Here is a 17045-nt window from a genome sequence, read left to right on the forward strand (position 1 = left end):
AGGTCCGCGCCTGGCTGCTGCGGCAGCGCGCCGCACAGGGGTCGACACGCCGCCGCATTTTGCCCCGTCCGCCCGGCTTCCAACCCCCGGGGGCGGTCCCTATATGTTCCGCCATGGCTTCCAGATCCCGCACCACCCGCTCGCGTCCCGCCTCCGACACCGCCGAGGACGAGGCGCCCTTCGATCCGGGCGCGCCGGCACGGCGCGGCGGCTTCGCGGAGGCCCCGCAGGCCGATTTCGAGGCGGCTCGGGAATTCGCCGGGCCGGTCTCCGGCTGGGCCGACGAGATCGCCCAGGGGCTGGAGACCACGGCCGAGCATGTCGCCGACGGCGACAACCCGGCGCCCGCCGCTGCCGAGCCCGAGCCGGCGAAGGCGAAAGCCAAACCCGCCGCCAAGTCCTCCAAGGCCGCCGCCAGCACCGGCGCGCGCCCCGGCAAGACGTCGCGCGGCACGTCGATGGGCGGCACCAGCGATCCGAAGCAGCGGGCCGCCGCCGGGCTCAACCCGGTCGCCGGCATGGATCTCAGTCTCGAGGACGCCAAGGGCCTGCCCGAGGGCGGCGTCACCGCCACGGTCGACGCCCTCACCAAGCTGATCTCCGAGGGCGACCCGCTCTTGAAGAACGGCGAAATCTGGGTGCCCCACCGCCCGGCCCGGCCGGACAAGTCCGAGGGCGGCGTGCCGTTCCGCATCGCCTCGGACTACACGCCCCAGGGCGACCAGCCGACGGCCATCGCCGACCTCGTCTCCGGCATCACCGACCACGACCAGACCCAGGTGCTGCTCGGCGTCACAGGCTCGGGCAAGACTTTCAGCGTCGCCAACGTCATCGAGCGCACCCAGCGTCCGGCGCTGATCCTCGCCCCCAACAAGACCCTGGCGGCGCAGCTCTACGGCGAGTTCAAGAACTTCTTCCCCGACAACGCCGTCGAGTATTTCGTTTCCTATTACGATTATTACCAGCCCGAAGCCTACGTGCCGCGCTCCGACACCTTCATCGAGAAGGAATCCTCGATCAACGAGCAGATCGACCGGATGCGCCACGCCGCCACCCGCGCCCTCCTGGAGCGCGACGACGTCATCATCGTCGCCTCGGTCTCCTGCATCTACGGTATCGGCTCGGTCGAGACCTACACGGCGATGACCTTCCAGATGTCGATCGGCGACCGGCTCGACCAGCGCCAGCTCCTCGCCGACCTCGTCGCCCAGCAGTACAAGCGCCGCGACATGGATTTCCAGCGCGGCTCCTTCCGGGTGCGCGGCGACACCATCGAGATCTTCCCGGCCCATCTGGAAGACCGGGCCTGGCGCATCTCGCTGTTCGGCGACGAGATCGAGTCGATCCAGGAGTTCGACCCGCTCACCGGCCAGAAGACCGACAGCCTCAAGTCGGTGAAGATCTACGCCAACTCCCACTATGTCACGCCGCGCCCGACGCTGAACCAGGCCGTGCGCCTCATCAAGGAGGAGCTGCGCCACCGCCTCGTCGAGCTGGAAAAGGCCGGCCGCCTGCTGGAGGCCCAGCGGCTGGAGCAGCGCACCCGCTTCGACATCGAGATGATCGAGGCCACCGGCTCGTGCCCCGGCATCGAGAACTATTCGCGCTACCTCACCGGCCGCCAGCCCGGCCACCCGCCGCCGACCCTGTTCGAATACCTGCCCGACAACGCCCTGGTCTTCATCGACGAGAGCCACGTCACCGTGCCGCAGATCGGCGCCATGTATCGCGGCGACTTCCGCCGCAAGGCGACGCTGGCCGAATACGGTTTTCGCCTGCCCTCCTGCATGGACAACCGGCCGCTGCGCTTCGAGGAGTGGAACGCCATGCGGCCGCAGACCGTCGCGGTCTCGGCCACCCCCGGCTCCTGGGAAATGGAGGAGGCCGGCGGCGTCTTCGCCGAACAGGTCATCCGCCCCACCGGCCTGATCGATCCGCCGGTGGAGATCCGCCCGGCCCGCAGCCAGGTCGACGACCTCGTCGGCGAGATCCGCGACACCGTCGACAAGGGCTACCGCGTCCTCGCCACGGTGCTGACCAAGCGCATGGCCGAGGACCTCACCGAATATCTCCACGAGCAGGGCATCCGCGTCCGCTACATGCATTCGGACATCGACACGCTGGAGCGCATCGAGATCATCCGCGACCTGCGCCTCGGCGCCTTCGACGTGCTGGTCGGCATCAACCTGTTGCGCGAGGGCCTCGACATTCCCGAATGCGGCCTCGTCGCCATTCTCGACGCCGACAAGGAGGGCTTCCTGCGCTCCGAGACCTCGCTGATCCAGACCATCGGCCGCGCCGCGCGCAATATCGACGGCAAGGTCATTCTCTATGCCGACCGCACCACCGGCTCGATGGAGCGGGCCATCGCCGAGACCAACCGGCGCCGCGAGAAGCAGGAGGCCTACAATGCCGAGCACGGCATCACCCCGGCCTCGGTGAAGGCGCAGATCGCCGACATTCTCGACAGCTATTACGAAAAGGACCATGTGCGGGTCGATGTCGGCCCGGGCGCGAAGGAGGGCGCCATGGTCGGCAACAATCTCAAGAGCCATCTCGAGCATCTGGAAAAGCAGATGCGCGACGCCGCCGCCGATCTCGACTTCGAGACCGCCGCCCGGCTGCGCGACGAGATCAAGCGGCTGCAGGCCAAGGAGCTGGAATTCGGCGGCCTGCCCGGCGGCGATTCCGGCTCCGGCGGCAAGAAGGCCAGGGGCGGCGGCAATGTCGTCGACGCCGCCGACCCCATGGCGATCGCCGCCGAGCTGGAGGAGGAGGCGATCTCCCCGGTCACCGGCCGCTCCAAATACGGCCGCAAGACCAAGCGCGACCGCCAGCCCGCCGGCGGCGAACGGTTCGGCCCGCGCGGCGAACCGCTGAAACCCCGCGGCGAAGGCTCCGACCGCCGCCCCGCGCCGCTGGCCCGTCCGCCGAGGCCCGGCGACGCCGCCGCCTCCCCCGCCGGCCACGACGCCAGCGCGCCGAGCGACGGCGCCTCGGGCCAGCACGGCGGCGACACGGCGGCCGGCTCCTATTTCCAGAAGCCGTCCCTCGACGACATGGGCCCGGGCACCGACACGGCGCGTCCCGACCGGCCGGGCCTGTTCCGCAAGAACTCGCTGGACGAAATGACCGTCGGCCGCACCGAAAAGCCGGTCGGCAAGCCCGCCCCGAAAAAGCCCGCGCCCCGCAAGCCCGCGGACACCGCCTCTCCCAAGGCGGATACCGGCTCCGGCACGGGTCCGGGCATGGGCAAGAGTACGAACACCAACGCCCCTCATGGTGAGCCTGTCGAACCACGCACCAGCTCGGACGACGCCGCCCCCATCCGCCGCGAACGCATCGGCCGCGGCTCCTACGAGGACCCCACCGACCAGAAGCGCAAGCGCCGCCCAGGCAAGACCGGCCGCCCGGGGCGGTAGCGTGCGACGGCCCCCACCCCCTGATCCCTCATCCTGCGCCTGTCGAAGGATCGGGGATCAGGGCTCCCGCCAGGCGGAATGCCAAGCGCCCCTCGCCCTTCGACAGGCTCAGGATGAGGGCTACGGCAACGCCGCGACCGACGCTGCACGGCGACCGCCACACCAACACCGCGCGACGTCGCAGAACGCCCCCGCACCCCGCCACCGCGTCATCCTCGGGCTCGACCCGAGGACCCATGCCGCCGCGCTACCACAGCCGCTCCAGCGCAGAACCAGCCGCGCCCCCTGATCCCTCATCCTGAGCCTGTCGAAGGATCGGGGATCAGGGCTCCAGCCAGGCGGAACACCAAGCGCCCCTCGCCCTTCGACAGGCTCAGGATGAGGGGCTGTTGCGACGCGCTGCGTCCAGTTTCGAAGGGGCTGGCGTCATCACCGGCACCCCTCATGGTGAGCCTGTCGAACCACGCACGCCATCAGACGCCGCCCCCATCCGCCGCGAACGCATCGGCCGCGGCTCCTACGAGGACCCCGCCGATCAGAAGCGCAAGCGCCGGCCTGGCAAGACCGGACGCCCCGGGCGGTCGAGGGTGACGTTTATCGCCGCACTGAACGCCAGATCAGAGCTCGAATGAAGATATTCGCAGTAACTTGGCGCCATCGGAGGCTAAGCCAACAATCTGTCGCGAGGGTTGGGCAGAACGTAATTAATGGGGGCGTCGTCGCGTTGCTGACCCGCTATTCGCGCATTTCGGAAATGCTAACAGTTCAGCAACTTCAAACTCATCATACAACGCCAACCACAGGCCGATGATATTCTCCCTCATCAGTGCATAATTTCATTGCAAGATATAAGGTATGAATCGCCCTTAAAATGAATCAGATTGATCCGCATCATCAGTTTCGTCCCACTCAGGTTGAAACTCCGACAAATCGATTATCTCCGATTTCCTATCATCGATTTCTTTCTCGATTTCGACTATAATTGATTTTATTTCTGCAATCAGTTTATTCGAAAACGCGACAAAAGGTGGTATATTTTTGAGCGAATCTCTTTCGTCTTGGACGATCTATACAATATCTTTCATGCAATCCCCTTTCTGGCATTGGTCGCTCGCGGATCAGCCATCTTGCTAAATCTGGATACCGTCGGTTGTCGTTTAATTCTTTAGCTAATATTGCATTATACTTGAAGAGTGGAGTTCTCTCTCTATCTTCTCCAATCCAGAAGGCGAGACCCTTATCAACCAGTGAACCATCATCCTCTATAGACTTTCCGGCGAAAGCCCCAGGTATAGATTTTCCGGCGAAAGCCCCAGGTATAGATTTTCCGGCGAAAGCCCCAGGTATAGATTTTCCGGCGAAAGCCCCAGGACTTATGCCTATCTTTTCATAGATGTCTGCAAGCCACGTTTCCTGCCGACCGTCATCCTCAAGTTCTTTGTGACGTCTTACTATTATTCTCGCAGCTGGGAGTACGTATTTTTCCCTAAATCCGTTTCTATTGATCCATCTGGTAAAATTTTGCATATCGTCGCTGAAACGATACGATGCAACCGCAAACGCTTCGAAGTATGCGTTATTCGAATTCTCAACGAACTGCCGAGCGGCAAAATACTCCTGATAAGATCGGTGCATAAATGTATAAGACTCACCGTCTTGTATTAGCATGCATATAGACTCGGATAAGTCTTTGAAAAATTCTCGCAAATCGACATTTATATTGTCCATTTTTGTCGCTTTTTCGCCTAATTCCAAGAATTTATTTATATCAAACCTATACTGGTTTCGCATATAAGATACGAAGCAAAATGTCTGCCATATCCTTTTGAAATCATCCTCGGCAACCAAACAATGGAATCTGCGCTTATATAAAAATTTGGTATTATCATGCGCTGTATAGAATGTTTCGAAGGATTTTTCATAAATTAGATGCTCTTTATCTGGAATATGGTTGTTTTTCCAAAAAGTAAGAAACATCATTCCAATAAGCAGTGGATTCTTTAATAGCTTTCCGTATTTTTCTAGAAAATCCGGATTAATTTTCGAGAGAAACTCTTTCTTGACTTGTTCATCTATCGGTATTTTATTGATTACATCAGCGGCCTGCTCGGGGGTGTAATCGCAGATTTGCGATTCCAGAAACGAGTGCCAACTATTAAACTCCTGTAGTGGCCTACTGGTTATCACCACCGCGCAACGATCAAAAGTGTCGCTAAACCTCATAATCTGGCGCTGGACATGATCGCGAACTGCAGGGGGCACTTCATCATACCCATCTAGCATGACTAAGAACGAGCCATTCTGCAATAAAGCTTGGAGGAACTCTTCACTATGCTGCTTCGTTAGCCCATTCAATCTATCCAGTATAGCAGCCTCGACAGAAAAATCCTCTCCGGCATATTGCCGTAGTTCAATGAAGACCGGGACGAATCCGATATCTATCGTGCATGCATCTAAAAATAAGCTCTTTAGAAGTAATGACTTTCCCTGACCTGCAATACCGGTAACAACTACCCTTCTCTCCCTTATAAATCTATAGAGGATCTCATCGTAGGATAATAACTCTTCGTGAAAATTGACGATCGGCCCTACATAAATATCTTTTAGGTTTAATTGCTTTTCGGGTAAAACTAGAGTCTTTATTTTGGTAAAATTTTTCGTCTCCCTTGAAATGTATCTCTCAATTCCCTTCCTAAAAAATATGTGCAGAGTGTCTCGTGAACTTCTAGCGGCTATTTTTGCTGATTTGTATGCATCTAACGTTATTGCTTCTATCAACGGCTTCAGGCCCGCAATTCGTACTGGCATCTTTAGACGGTTCTCCTAGGAATCTAGCTTTAGAGTAAGTTTCCTCCTATCTGTCGTGGACGCAAGGAGAATCTTAGCTTCAGTAAAGTCTTGTCCCGTCCCCCTCGCAAGGTGAGGGTCTTACCCGCCGCGCCTTCGGCCAGTCAGTTTGATTCGGAACGAATTTGGAAGTCCAGTTGGGATCGGAGCCACGCATCTCCCCCCAACTTATCCCCACCCCTCGCCCCTTCCGCATAATCGCCGCATCGCTGCCCACGGCGGGCACGGACGATCGCCGGGATCGGTCGGGGGTGGCGAGCGGTGTCCGCGACGGGGTGTCTTCCGGAGACGCGCCGGCCCGGACGGCCCGAGACAGCGCCGGACAGTCCCCCTCCCCGAGGGCGCCGCGGATCGCTCGGCTTGAGCCCGCAAGGGCGAAGAGCCGCCCGGAAGGGGATGTCCCGCCCAGCTGAGGCGGACCGCGCCCGCCCCGCGCCCGCAGCACCGTCCCTCCGGCGCACCAGCCACCGCGCGGATCGCCGACGGCGTGCCGCTTCCAGTTCTGCCAGGCGTGCCGTCGGCGATCCGCCGCCCCGCCGCTGCACCGCCGGCCCGGTCCTCCGGGCGCGGCGCCGCTGCCGCACGCCCCTGTCCTTTGACCATCGCCCGCCCCCAGCCGAGGAGCCGCCGACCATGGAGACTGTCGACCCGCCGCTGACACAGGACGAGATCGCCGAAGGTCTTCGCCTGTCCGCCGCCTATCTGGCGCTGGTGCGCGCCGCACTGTCGGGCTATCCGCCACCGCCGCGCACCGCCCGGCGCCGGCGCGCCACGTCGCCCGGTCCTGCCGGCACCCAGCGCGGCGACCGGATGCTGCCCAGCGCCGCCTGGCTCTTCGCCGCCATCTGCAAGCGCGGCGCCTGCCGCCGGGTCCGCGCCTGCCGCTATGGCGAGCGCCCCGGCGACGGCACATGCGACGCCACCGGCCAGCCGCCCGCCCCCTGCTTCGAGGCCCTGCCGCGCGCCGTCCATCTCGCCCTGCCCTTCGCGCTGCAGCGCCAGATCACCCCCGCCGCCTTCCGCGACCCCTACCATCTGCGCCGCGAAGCCGAAGCCATCCGCGCCGCCAGAAGCGACGTGGCGGCGATGCGCAGCGATGGGGTGGAGGCGGGTGCGGGGTCACATGAAGCCGGGCGGCCGGCCCCCGATCCCTCACCCTGAGCCTGTCGAAGGGTGAGCGTGAGGGGGTTCCGCCAAACGCAGCGCCGAGCGCCCCTCGCCCTTCGACAGGCTCAGGATGAGGGGCTGCGGGATGGGATGCGCCAAGGGAAAAACGGAGGGAGGGAGGGAGGGTATAATGCGAGATGCACCCGCGCTGCACTCCACCGCTTGCCGGGGCCAACATCCCCCTCATCCTGAGCCTGTCGAAGGACGAGGGCTCCAGCCAGACGCCTGCCCTAGCCCCAGTCGCGGCGCATGGTGGCCATGCCGTTGCGGCGGCCGAGTTCCTCGTAGCCGGCGGCCTCGTAGACCCGAAGGGCCGGCTCGTTGTCGAGCTCGACCTTCAGCGTGACCGAGATGGCGCCGAGATCGCGGGCGGCCTGTTCGGCCAGCGCCGCCAGCTGCGCCCCGGCCCCGCCGCGGGCCGCCGCCTCGACGAAGACATAGACGAGGTGGCGCACCTCCGGTCCGATGCCGACCCGCAAAGCGAAGAAGCCGACCTCGCGGCCGGTCGCGTCGACCAGGTAGAAGGAGGCGTCGTCGGCCTCGTTCAGCCATTTCTCCCGCCATTCCAGCGGGTCGAACGGATGCTTGGCGTTCGGATTGACCAGCGCGAGGTCGTCGGCCGCGACCAGCAGCCGGGCGAGCGGTGCCAGGTCGAAGGGCACATTGGGGCGAAGGGCGAGGTCGGACACGAGCGGCTCCATGGCGGTGTCGTCAGGGAAGATGGGCGCGCCCCTCGCACGGACCAGCCGCCGTTTCAACCGCCCGCACGCCCAAAGCCGGCCGCACGAAGCGTCCCGCAGGCGGTCCGCCCCCTCCGGCGTCATCCCCGGGCCTGACCCGGGGACCCATGCCAAACCCTCACCGCCGCCGCCAACGCCGACAACGGGACCACCGGCCCGTCAGCGCGGCACGGCGCCGTCCATCATCGCGGCGTTGTTCTCCCAGCGGGCGCTGCGCACCTCATCGGACGGCGTCGCGCAGGCGCCCAGCATCAACAGGGCGAGAAGGGGAAGCAGTTTCATCGGGTCGGCTCCCGAAAGAGAACTATCGGCAGAGTTCGGCGAGGCGCCAGCCGCCGGCCGGGCTCGCGACGTCGGAGAGTGCAAACGAGGAATCTCCGGCAATCTCGCCCGGCGCCCTGCCCCTGTCCACCCGCATCGGCTTCCCGGTCAGTGCGGGTTCTGTCCCGGCACGATGCCGCCGGCCGGAGTATCGGCCATCACCGAGGGCGTCACGCCGTTCACCAGCGGCTGGGCCGATGCCTTGCCGTAGACGCTGCCGACGCCGTAGAGCCACGGCAGGCCGGGGCTGTAGGGCCGCAGCACGACGCGTCCGTCCGGCAGCACCACCCGGCGCGACTGCTGCTTCTCGCGCTCCGACAGGCGCACGCCCACCGGCTCCTGGGCGGCGGCCGGTAGCACCGGTGTCATGAGCGCGGTGGCGAGGAGAGCGGCAAGCATGCGGCGCATGGCGGGAGTCCTTCCTGTTCCGATATCGGCCTCAACGCGCAAGCGGCCATCCGCGTTGCAGGCCATCAGTCGGAGATCTGCCCCGGCACGATCCCGCCCGACGGAGTCCCACGGTCGGCGGAGCTGTTGGCCGAGCGCGTGCCCTGGCAGCCGGCCGCGACTAGAAGCGCGCAGGCGGCGGTGATGGTTAGGATTCTTCGCATGACAGTCTCCGGCAGGTTGGGGTCTGCTCGCAGAACGGCCCGGCCCCGCCGGAGTTGCCGCGCCGCGACGCACGCCTGCGTGAACGGTGCCCTCAGCGCTTGCGGGCCAGCACCAGATGCCCCGGCGCCGGCTCGCCCTCCTGGCGGCGCACGACGATCGGCGTTGCCTCCAGCGTCTCGAAACCATGCGCCGCCAGCCGGTCGCGCACGTAGCTTTCCTTGTGGTGAAAGCGTTGGTGCGGCCCGACCATGAAGTCCCGTGCGCCAAAGGTCGCGTCCGGCATGGTCTCGGTCGAAAAACCGAAGATGCCGCCGCCGCTCATCCGCGCGGCGGTGGCAGCGAACAGCGGATCGAGCCCGCCGAGATAAGGCAGCACGTCGGTCGCCACGACCAGATCGAAAGGCTCGGGCTCGTCGAACTCCTCAAGAAAGCCGACCGCCTCGCCGATATAGAGATGATCGTAGACGCCCTTGTCGAAACAGGTCTCGATCATGCCTTCCGACAGATCGACGCCGATCAGCGTCGCGATGCGGTCCCGCAGCGCCTCGCCGGCCAGCCCGGTACCGCAGCCCAGGTCCAGCGCGCGCTCATAGGGCCCCGGCGCGACCGCCGCCAAGCGCTCGGCGATGAGGCCCGGCACGCCATAGCCAAGCTGACGCACCAGAATGTCCTCGAAATCGTCGGCATGCTGGTCGAACAGCGTCGCCACATAGGCGTCACCCGCCGAGGCCGGTGTCTCGCCTTCGCCCATCGCCGCCATCCGCACCGCGGCGCCGGCATGGTCGTCCGGATCGAGCGCCAGGCAGCGGCGATAGGCGTCGGCTGCAGCGGTGCGATCGCCGGCTTTCTCCAAAGCCAGCGCCTCTTCATAGGCTTCGGCCAGGGCCGCCTCGTCGATGGGGGTGTCGCTCATTGCCGGCTCCTATGGGGTTCGCGGTGCCTCTTAGGGCAAAGTTGAGGCCGGCGACAGCCGACCTGCATTGCTCCGCGGATCAGACGGCGGCCGTGCCGCTGCCCAGTTCGTCCACGAGGGCCAGCGCCGCGGCGGCAATCCGCGCCGCCGGCATGCTGCAGAAGACCTCGGGCATCCCCTCGATCTCGTCAGCCTGCGCCGCAGCCTCGTCGCTCAGCGGCACATGGAAGAAGCCGAAATCGCGCACCCCGAGCGCATCGGCGTTGAAGGCCAACCGGTAGAGCGTGTCGTTGCAAAGATAGCCGCCCGCATCCGACGACCATTCGAAGGACACGCCGGCGCCGCGCAGTGCCGACGTCACGGCCTTCCATGGCATCCGGCAGGCGAGCGCCTCCGGTCCGTCGAGCACCGCCGGCCCTGCCGGAAACGCGCCTGTCGCATCGGCCTGTCCGAGCTTGCGGCGGTTGCGGGCGACCCGTTCGATGCGCAGTCGCTCGGCCCGCTTGTGCAGACCGAACAGGACGACGCTGGTCGGCGCCAGGGTCTCGATCAAGGTGCGCAGGCGCGGCCAGCTCGTCTCCCACTCGACCGGCAGGACGGCGGCGTGAAACGCTTCACCGTGACGAGGGTCGGATTCGAGGGTTCGCACCATCGTTTCCGTCGGATTGCGGGGCGCACCGGGGAAGGAGGAAAATCCGCAAACGAGTATTTTCATTTGAGATGAATGCCTTGGGAAGAGCCCGCCAATTGCGGCGTCGATCCGTCTTTACAGCGGGTTTTGGATGGTGGAAGCTGTATTGCCTGTCCCGAAATGGCACGCGACACGCGCCCTGAATACGTCGCTCGTCGGGCCGGAAACGGGATAGCAATGTAGGAGGCTCCGGGCAATCTCGCGAACAAGGGTCATGGACGAACTGCGTATCGGAGGCGCATCCTCCGGGTGGTCTGCCGTATAATTTCAGGCCACGATGTATCGGTTCCTTTCCTAGTCAAGACTTGCCTGCCACCGCCAGACGGCGACTCGTAATGCCAGGATAAGGGATACCGACGATGGCACAGACCGGTACGGTCAAGTTCTTCAATACCGAAAAGGGCTTCGGTTTCATCAAGCCCGACGATGGCGGCGCGGACATCTTCGTCCATATCTCCGCCGTCCAGGCCTCGGGTCTGCCGGGGCTCGAGGAGAACCAGAAGGTCTCCTACGACACCGAGCCGGACAAGCGCGGCAAGGGCCCGAAGGCCGTCAATCTCGCCGCAGACTGATCTCGCGTCACGATGGTCGCGGTTGGCTTCGGCTCCCGCCCCTTCGTGACGTCCAGACCGGGAAAGCTCGTCACGCGGTTGCGCCGGGCTTTCCTTTCCAGCCACCATCCTGTCCCAGTTCGATACGGAAACGTCTGGCACGCCACGTGCAAGGCCACACCCGAACGCCAGAAAAAGGCGAAAACGGGAGTGCAATCCATGTCTCAACGCCACCGGCAGGCCTGCGCCAGATCCAGCCATATCGCTGTGATCGCCAGCCTTACCGCCATGTTCCTTGCTACAGCACCCGCCAGCGCCCAGACCTATCTCGATGGTGGCGGCGGCAGCAGTTCGCGGCCGCAGTCCAGCGACCCGACAGGTGGCTTCCTCGACGGCGGCGGTCCCCTGCAGCCCCGGCGCGGAGTCCGGAACGGCCAGCGTCGCGATGGTTTCCTCGACGATGGCGGGGGGGTCGGCAGACGGCCCGACATCGTCGCTAGGTCAGGCGGTGATCGCGAATTCCTGAGGGACGGAGGATCGATTCGCACGCCGGCCGATATCGTCTATTCCGACGAGCGGGAAGAGTTTCTCGAAGACGGTGGGTCGATCGTCGTCGAACCGGACATCCTGGTCGACGACCGGCGCCTGCGTCGCGGTCGCGGCTGGCGGGAGGTCGCGGCTCCAAGGACCGTTCAGCGCTCGTCCGGCTCGTTCACCGTCATCACCAGTGATCTCGGCGACCGCGGCTACGGCTCGACCACCCAGGTGTCGGGAAAAAGCGCGAACCGGATGCGAACGAAAGCGAAGATCATCGATGTCGAGAGTGCGCGGCTCGACCGCCGGCCGATGCCGGCCTCCGGCGTGGAGGTGATCTACAAGATCGGCGGACCACAGATCATCCGGATCGCCCCCGGATATGGTCAGCGCGTCGCGGCGCTCGCAACGGACAGCGCCGATGTGCCTCGGCCAACCGCCCGTGCCGAACCGGAACAGGTCGATCGTGCCGCCCCCTGGACCCGCGGATGGCTGGACCGCTGCACGAGCGAGCATGAGAGCTTCGACCCCGACTACGGGACCTATGTCGACGCACAGGGTCAGTCGCAGTTCTGCGACTGACGGAGACGGGGAGCCAGGCTCCTCAGGTCAGGAACGGATTGCCGCGGCGCTCGTCGCCGAGGCGTCCGCCGGGCCCGTGGCCGCAGATGAAGCCGACGTCGTCGCCGAGCGGAAGGACCTTGTCCTTGATCGAGGCGATCAGCGTCGCGTGGTCGCCGCCAGGCAGATCGGTGCGGCCGATCGAGCCGGAGAACAGGACGTCGCCCGCGTGCAGGAACTTGGCGGCCCGGTTGTAGAAGACGACATGGCCCGGCGCATGTCCCGGCGTGTGCAGCACCTCGAAGCGATGGTCGGCAAAGGCAAGGGTCTCGCCCTCCTCCAACCAGCGGTCCGGCGTGCAATCGCGGACCGCGCCAGGAATTCCGAACATCCGCGCCTGTTCCGACAGTCCGGCCAGCAGGAAGTCGTCGGCCTTGTGCGGGCCGACGATGTCGACGCCGAGGTGCTCCTTCAGCTCCATCGCCCCGCCGGCGTGGTCGATATGGCCGTGGGTCAGCCAGATCGCCTCGATGGCGATCCCGGCCTTCTCGATGGCCTCCAAGATCCGGTCGACGTCACCGCCGGGATCGACCACGACGCCGATCTTGTCCTCGACATCGAAGAGGATGCAGCAATTCTGCTGGAATGGCGTGACGGGAACGATCTGGGCGTTGAGTGTGGTCACGTGGGCCTCGGGCGTCGGTTGCTGTGCCCGGCTGTTAACGCGGGGCAGACGCCGCAGGCAAGCATGCGAACGGCCGCAGCGAGTGCCGCGGCCGGAAAGCTGATGATGTCAGCAGCGGGTGTCCGCCTATTCGGCGGCGGCACGCTGGGGCTGCACCACGGCGGTATAATCCTCGACCAGCCGGCGCGTCGTCTCGCCCGGCGTGAAGCGCCATTCGGCGATCTCGGACACCGGCGTCACCTCGGCAGCCGTGCCACAGAGGAAGCACTCGTCGAAATCGGCCAGTTCCTCGGGCATGATCGCCCGCTCGCGCACTTCGATACCGCGACGCTTGGCCAGTTCGATCACCGTGCGGCGCGTGATGCCGTCGAGGAAGCAGTCCGGTGTCGGCGTGTGGATGATGCCGTCCTTGACGAAGAAGACGTTGGCGCCGGTCGCCTCGGCCACCTGGCCGCGCCAGTCCAGCATCAGCGCATCGGCATAGCCCTTGGCCTCGGCCGCGTGCTTGGAGATGGTGCAGATCATGTAGAGGCCGGTCGCCTTGGCCTTCGACGGCGCGGTGCGCGGATCGGGACGGCGATATTCGGCGAGATCCAGCCGGATGCCCTTCATCCGCTGCTCCGGATCGAAATAGCTCGGCCACTGCCAGATGGCGATCGCGACGTTGATCCGGTTCTTCTGCGCCGAAACGCCCATCATCTCGGACCCGCGGAAGGCGATCGGGCGGACATAGGCATCGGTGAAGCCCTGGCGCACCAGGAGTTCGTTCGTTGCCGCGTCGATCTCGTCGGCGCTGTAGGGAATTTCGAACCCGATCATGCGGCCCGATGCGATCAGCCGCTCGGTGTGCTCGCGCAGCTTGAAGACCGTGCCACCATAGGCGCGCTCGCCTTCGAACACGGCGCTGGCGTAGTGCAGACCATGGGTGAGAACGTGGACCTTGGCGTCTTTCCACGGCAGGAACTCGCCGTTGTACCAGATTTCGCCGTCAAGCTGGTCGAATGGAACACTGCTCATGGTTGTCGACGCCTGTCCCGGCGTCCTCCCTATCCGTGGTGTAACGGCGATCGGCTTCTGACCGATTCGTGGCTTGTCTGCCGACTGCGTCCGGTCTTCCTGATGCGGATAGCCCGAAGCCGACAATGGGCCGGGAGGGGAATGGTCGCAAGCGACGGTTTCCACTCTCGCAGGCAAGGTGTAACAATAGAACCAAATTACGTCAACACTGCTGACCTAAATTATGGATGCCGCCCTGACCTCCGATGATCGCGTGCCGGACGCCGAGGACGCGATCGTGCGAGAGCCGCTGCCCACGCGGGGCGAGCTCGATTTTCGCATGATCGAACTGCTGTTCTTCGCCTATCGCGAATTCACGACGGACGCGGACTCGATCCTGATGCGCTATGGTTTCGGCCGGGCCCATCACCGGGTGCTGCATTTCGTCAACCGCGATCCGGGAATGACCATCGCCGAACTCCTCGACCTGCTCCAGATAACGAAGCAGTCGCTGTCGCGGGTGTTGCGCCAGTTGATCGATGGCGGCTTCGTGCGGCAGATGCCCGGCGTAGAGGATCGGCGCCAACGCTGTCTGTTCCCGACCGAACGCGGGCGCGAACTGACGCTGGAACTGTCGCGGGCGCAGGCGCGGCGCATCGAGGCGGCGCTGGGCAACACCTTGCCGGGCGATGCCGGACCGATCGGCGCTTTCCTGATGGAGATGGCCGACGATCGGCCGACGACGCGCGAGTGGTTCAGGAAAAAGGGCATCGATCGAAAGGAGCCGCTATGAGCGAGATGACGGAGACGAAGGCGGTGCAACGGCAACGGCAGGCTCCCTCGCCGCTCGGCGACGATGCGCCTCATATCCTCGTCATCGACGACGATCGCCGGATCCGCTCACTGCTGCTGCGGTTCCTCAGTGAACAGCAGTTCCGGGTCTCCGTGGCGGCGGATGCCGCCGAGGCGCGGCGGATCCTGGAAGGGCTCGACTTCGACCTTCTGGTCGTTGACGTGATGATGCCGGGTGAAAGCGGCATCGAGTTGGTCCGATCGCTACGCACCAACCGGCAGGCGCCGGTGCTTATGCTGACGGCACGCTCGGAGACCGAGCATCGCATCGAGGGTCTGGAAGCCGGCGCCGACGATTATCTGGCCAAGCCTTTCGATCCGCGCGAATTGCTGCTGCGGGTCAACAACATTCTGCGGCGCGGCAGCCAGGCGCCGATCCAGAAACTCGAACATATCCGCTTCGGTCCTTTCACCTTCTCGCTTTCTCGTTGCGAATTGAAGCGCGGGGGCGAGATCATCCGCCTGACCGACCGCGAAAAGGCGATGATGTCGCAATTCGCCGGCAATCCGGGCGAGACGATCCCCCGGCAGGATCTCCTCGGCGACGAAACCGAGGTCGGCGAGCGTACCGTGGACGTCCAGATCAACCGTCTGCGACGCAAGATCGAGGGCGATCCGGCCAACCCGCTCTGGCTGCAGACCGTGCGCGGCATCGGCTATCGCCTGAACACGGACTGAGCGGGTCATGTCGGTTCTCGGACGGCTGATGCGGGAACGGCGCCGGTGGAACCCGTTCCGCCGCGATGCGACGACATCGCATGAGACCGCCCGGCGGTGGCGCCTCGGTCGGCTCCCGTCACTCGACATCTGGCGGGGCCCCCTGCGGCCGATCCCGCGGATCATCCAGCGCTATATGCCGAAGGGCCTCTATGCCCGGTCGCTGATCATCATCATGGCGCCGCTCGTCCTCCTGCAGTGCGTCGTCACCGTGGTGTTCATGGAGCGTCACTGGCAGCTTGTCACCCAGCGCCTGTCGGAGGCGGTGGTGCAGGATATAGCCGCGATCACTGCGCTCGTGCAGACCCGGCCGCCAGGGTCGGACTACAGCGACATCATCCGCATCGCGCGCAACAATCTCGACCTCAACGTTTCGGTGCTGCCGGCCGAGCCGCTGCCGCCGCCTGCGCCGAAGCCGTTCTTCAACATCCTCGACGGCATTCTCAGCGAGGAACTGACACGGCAGATCGGCCGACCGTTCTGGATCGACACAGTCGGCAATTCCAAGATCGTCGAGATCCGCATCCGGCTCGACGACCGGGTGATGCGGATCTTCGCCACGCGCAACTCCGCCTATGCATCCAACACGCACATCTTCCTCGTCTGGATGGTCGGCACATCGCTGGTGCTAATGATCATCGCGGTGCTGTTCCTGCGCAACCAGATCCGGCCGATCCAGACCCTCGCAGCCGCGGCAGAAGGCTTCGGCCGCGGCCAGCCGATGCCGCCGGATTTCCGGCCCCGCGGTGCATCGGAAGTCCGGCTCGCATCGCTCGCCTTCATCCAGATGCGCGACCGGATCGAACGACAGATGGAACAGCGGACCGCCATGCTGACTGGCGTCAGCCACGATCTGCGGACCATTCTCACCCGCTTCCGGCTGCAACTGGCGCTGCTCGGGGAAGGCGAGGACCAGGACGAGCTCAACGCCGACGTCGACGAGATGCAGCGCATGCTGGAGGGCTATCTGGCCTTCGCCAGGAACGAGGCGGCCGAGGAGATCGGCGAACTCGATCTGGCCCCGATGCTGACGAAATTCCGCAACGAAGCCAAGCTCAAGGGCAAGCATCTGGAACTGATGATCGACGGCGACCCGCGCATCGCGGTGCGACCGGATTCCTTCACCCGCATGGTCACCAACATCGTCACCAACGCCATGCGTCACGGCGATCGCGTCAAGGTGGCGGCAACCCACGAGGATCGCTGGCTGACCATCACGGTGGAGGACGACGGGCCGGGTATCGCCGCCGAACAGCGCGAAGAGGTGTTCAAGCCCTTTGTGCGCCTCGACACCGCACGCAACATCGACAGCGGCGGCACCGGTCTGGGCCTGGCCATCGCCCGTGACATCGCCCGCAGCTTCGGCGGCGACATTCTCTTGTCGGATTCCAGGCTCGGCGGGCTGCGGGCGCTGATCCGCGTGCCGGCCTGAGCGT

16 protein-coding genes are annotated in these 17045 nt (G+C 64.6%); 7 read left to right on the forward strand and 9 right to left on the reverse strand.

The window, feature by feature from the left end:
* The first annotated feature begins 113 nt into the window (after positions 1–113).
* Complete coding sequence (gene uvrB / locus SI859A1_RS13105; RefSeq protein WP_009210221.1) at positions 114–3422, forward strand: excinuclease ABC subunit UvrB; 3309 nt, start codon at positions 114–116, stop codon at positions 3420–3422.
* 1005 nt (positions 3423–4427) lie between these two features.
* Here the strand turns inward: uvrB and SI859A1_RS21030 are convergent.
* On the reverse strand, positions 4428–6230 hold the full coding sequence (locus tag SI859A1_RS21030; protein WP_009210222.1) for an NACHT domain-containing protein: 1803 nt from the start codon (positions 6228–6230) through the stop codon (positions 4428–4430).
* Between the two features lie 672 nt (positions 6231–6902).
* Here SI859A1_RS21030 and SI859A1_RS13110 point away from each other — a divergent pair.
* On the forward strand, positions 6903–7430 hold the full coding sequence (locus tag SI859A1_RS13110; RefSeq protein WP_040325801.1) for a hypothetical protein: 528 nt from the start codon (positions 6903–6905) through the stop codon (positions 7428–7430).
* A 236-nt stretch (positions 7431–7666) separates the two neighbouring features.
* Here the strand turns inward: SI859A1_RS13110 and SI859A1_RS13115 are convergent, their stop codons facing one another.
* The 6 genes from SI859A1_RS13115 to SI859A1_RS20405 all read right to left on the reverse strand — a co-directional run bounded on the left by SI859A1_RS13115 (position 7667) and on the right by SI859A1_RS20405 (position 10737).
* Positions 7667–8137 carry a GNAT family N-acetyltransferase gene (locus SI859A1_RS13115; protein WP_244400998.1) on the reverse strand — a complete coding sequence of 157 codons (471 nt, stop codon included), beginning with the start codon at positions 8135–8137 and terminating at the stop codon, positions 7667–7669.
* A 198-nt stretch (positions 8138–8335) separates the two neighbouring features.
* A complete protein-coding gene (locus tag SI859A1_RS22315; RefSeq protein WP_276324897.1) occupies positions 8336–8458 on the reverse strand; it encodes a hypothetical protein in 123 nt (40 codons plus the stop codon).
* A 147-nt stretch (positions 8459–8605) separates the two neighbouring features.
* Positions 8606–8905 (reverse strand): hypothetical protein, encoded by a 300-nt coding sequence (locus SI859A1_RS13120; RefSeq protein ID WP_024352083.1) that lies wholly within the window; start codon positions 8903–8905, stop codon positions 8606–8608.
* 65 nt (positions 8906–8970) lie between these two features.
* Positions 8971–9108, reverse strand: coding sequence for a hypothetical protein (locus SI859A1_RS21665; protein ID WP_154653371.1), 138 nt, complete (start codon positions 9106–9108; stop codon positions 8971–8973).
* Between the two features lie 92 nt (positions 9109–9200).
* Positions 9201–10022, reverse strand: coding sequence for a class I SAM-dependent DNA methyltransferase (locus SI859A1_RS13125; protein ID WP_009210226.1), 822 nt, complete (start codon positions 10020–10022; stop codon positions 9201–9203).
* 79 nt (positions 10023–10101) lie between these two features.
* Positions 10102–10737 (reverse strand): pyroglutamyl-peptidase I, encoded by a 636-nt coding sequence (locus SI859A1_RS20405; protein ID WP_081451397.1) that lies wholly within the window; start codon positions 10735–10737, stop codon positions 10102–10104.
* Positions 10738–11072: 335 nt separating this feature from the next.
* Here SI859A1_RS20405 and SI859A1_RS13135 point away from each other — a divergent pair, with 335 nt between their 5' ends.
* Both SI859A1_RS13135 and SI859A1_RS13140 read left to right on the forward strand, forming a co-directional pair.
* Positions 11073–11285 (forward strand): cold-shock protein, encoded by a 213-nt coding sequence (locus tag SI859A1_RS13135; RefSeq protein ID WP_040325802.1) that lies wholly within the window; start codon positions 11073–11075, stop codon positions 11283–11285.
* A 12-nt stretch (positions 11286–11297) separates the two neighbouring features.
* A complete protein-coding gene (locus SI859A1_RS13140; protein ID WP_009210228.1) occupies positions 11298–12380 on the forward strand; it encodes a hypothetical protein in 1083 nt (360 codons plus the stop codon).
* Between the two features lie 22 nt (positions 12381–12402).
* Here the strand turns inward: SI859A1_RS13140 and SI859A1_RS13145 are convergent, their stop codons facing one another.
* Together SI859A1_RS13145 and SI859A1_RS13150 are read right to left on the reverse strand one after the other, a co-directional pair.
* Complete coding sequence (locus tag SI859A1_RS13145; protein WP_009210229.1) at positions 12403–13044, reverse strand: MBL fold metallo-hydrolase; 642 nt, start codon at positions 13042–13044, stop codon at positions 12403–12405.
* A 126-nt stretch (positions 13045–13170) separates the two neighbouring features.
* Positions 13171–14061 (reverse strand): branched-chain amino acid aminotransferase, encoded by an 891-nt coding sequence (locus tag SI859A1_RS13150; RefSeq protein ID WP_024350441.1) that lies wholly within the window; start codon positions 14059–14061, stop codon positions 13171–13173.
* A 223-nt stretch (positions 14062–14284) separates the two neighbouring features.
* Between SI859A1_RS13150 and SI859A1_RS13155 the strand changes: the two genes are divergently transcribed.
* From SI859A1_RS13155 to SI859A1_RS13165, 3 genes are all read left to right on the forward strand, one after another.
* Positions 14285–14833: a MarR family winged helix-turn-helix transcriptional regulator gene (locus SI859A1_RS13155; RefSeq protein WP_009210231.1), complete on the forward strand. Its 549-nt coding sequence runs from the start codon at positions 14285–14287 to the stop codon at positions 14831–14833.
* The gene (locus tag SI859A1_RS13160) at positions 14830–15570 is read left to right on the forward strand and encodes a response regulator (protein ID WP_009210232.1); all 741 of its coding nucleotides are present in this window, start codon (positions 14830–14832) and stop codon (positions 15568–15570) included. Before SI859A1_RS13155 ends, SI859A1_RS13160 begins: the two co-directional genes overlap by 4 nt.
* A gap of 175 nt (positions 15571–15745) precedes the next feature.
* Complete coding sequence (locus tag SI859A1_RS13165) at positions 15746–17041, forward strand: ATP-binding protein (RefSeq protein WP_050767715.1); 1296 nt, start codon at positions 15746–15748, stop codon at positions 17039–17041.
* Positions 17042–17045 lie beyond the last annotated feature (4 nt).

Source organism: Aurantimonas manganoxydans SI85-9A1 (assembly GCF_000153465.1).
Taxonomy (GTDB): domain Bacteria; phylum Pseudomonadota; class Alphaproteobacteria; order Rhizobiales; family Rhizobiaceae; genus Aurantimonas; species Aurantimonas manganoxydans.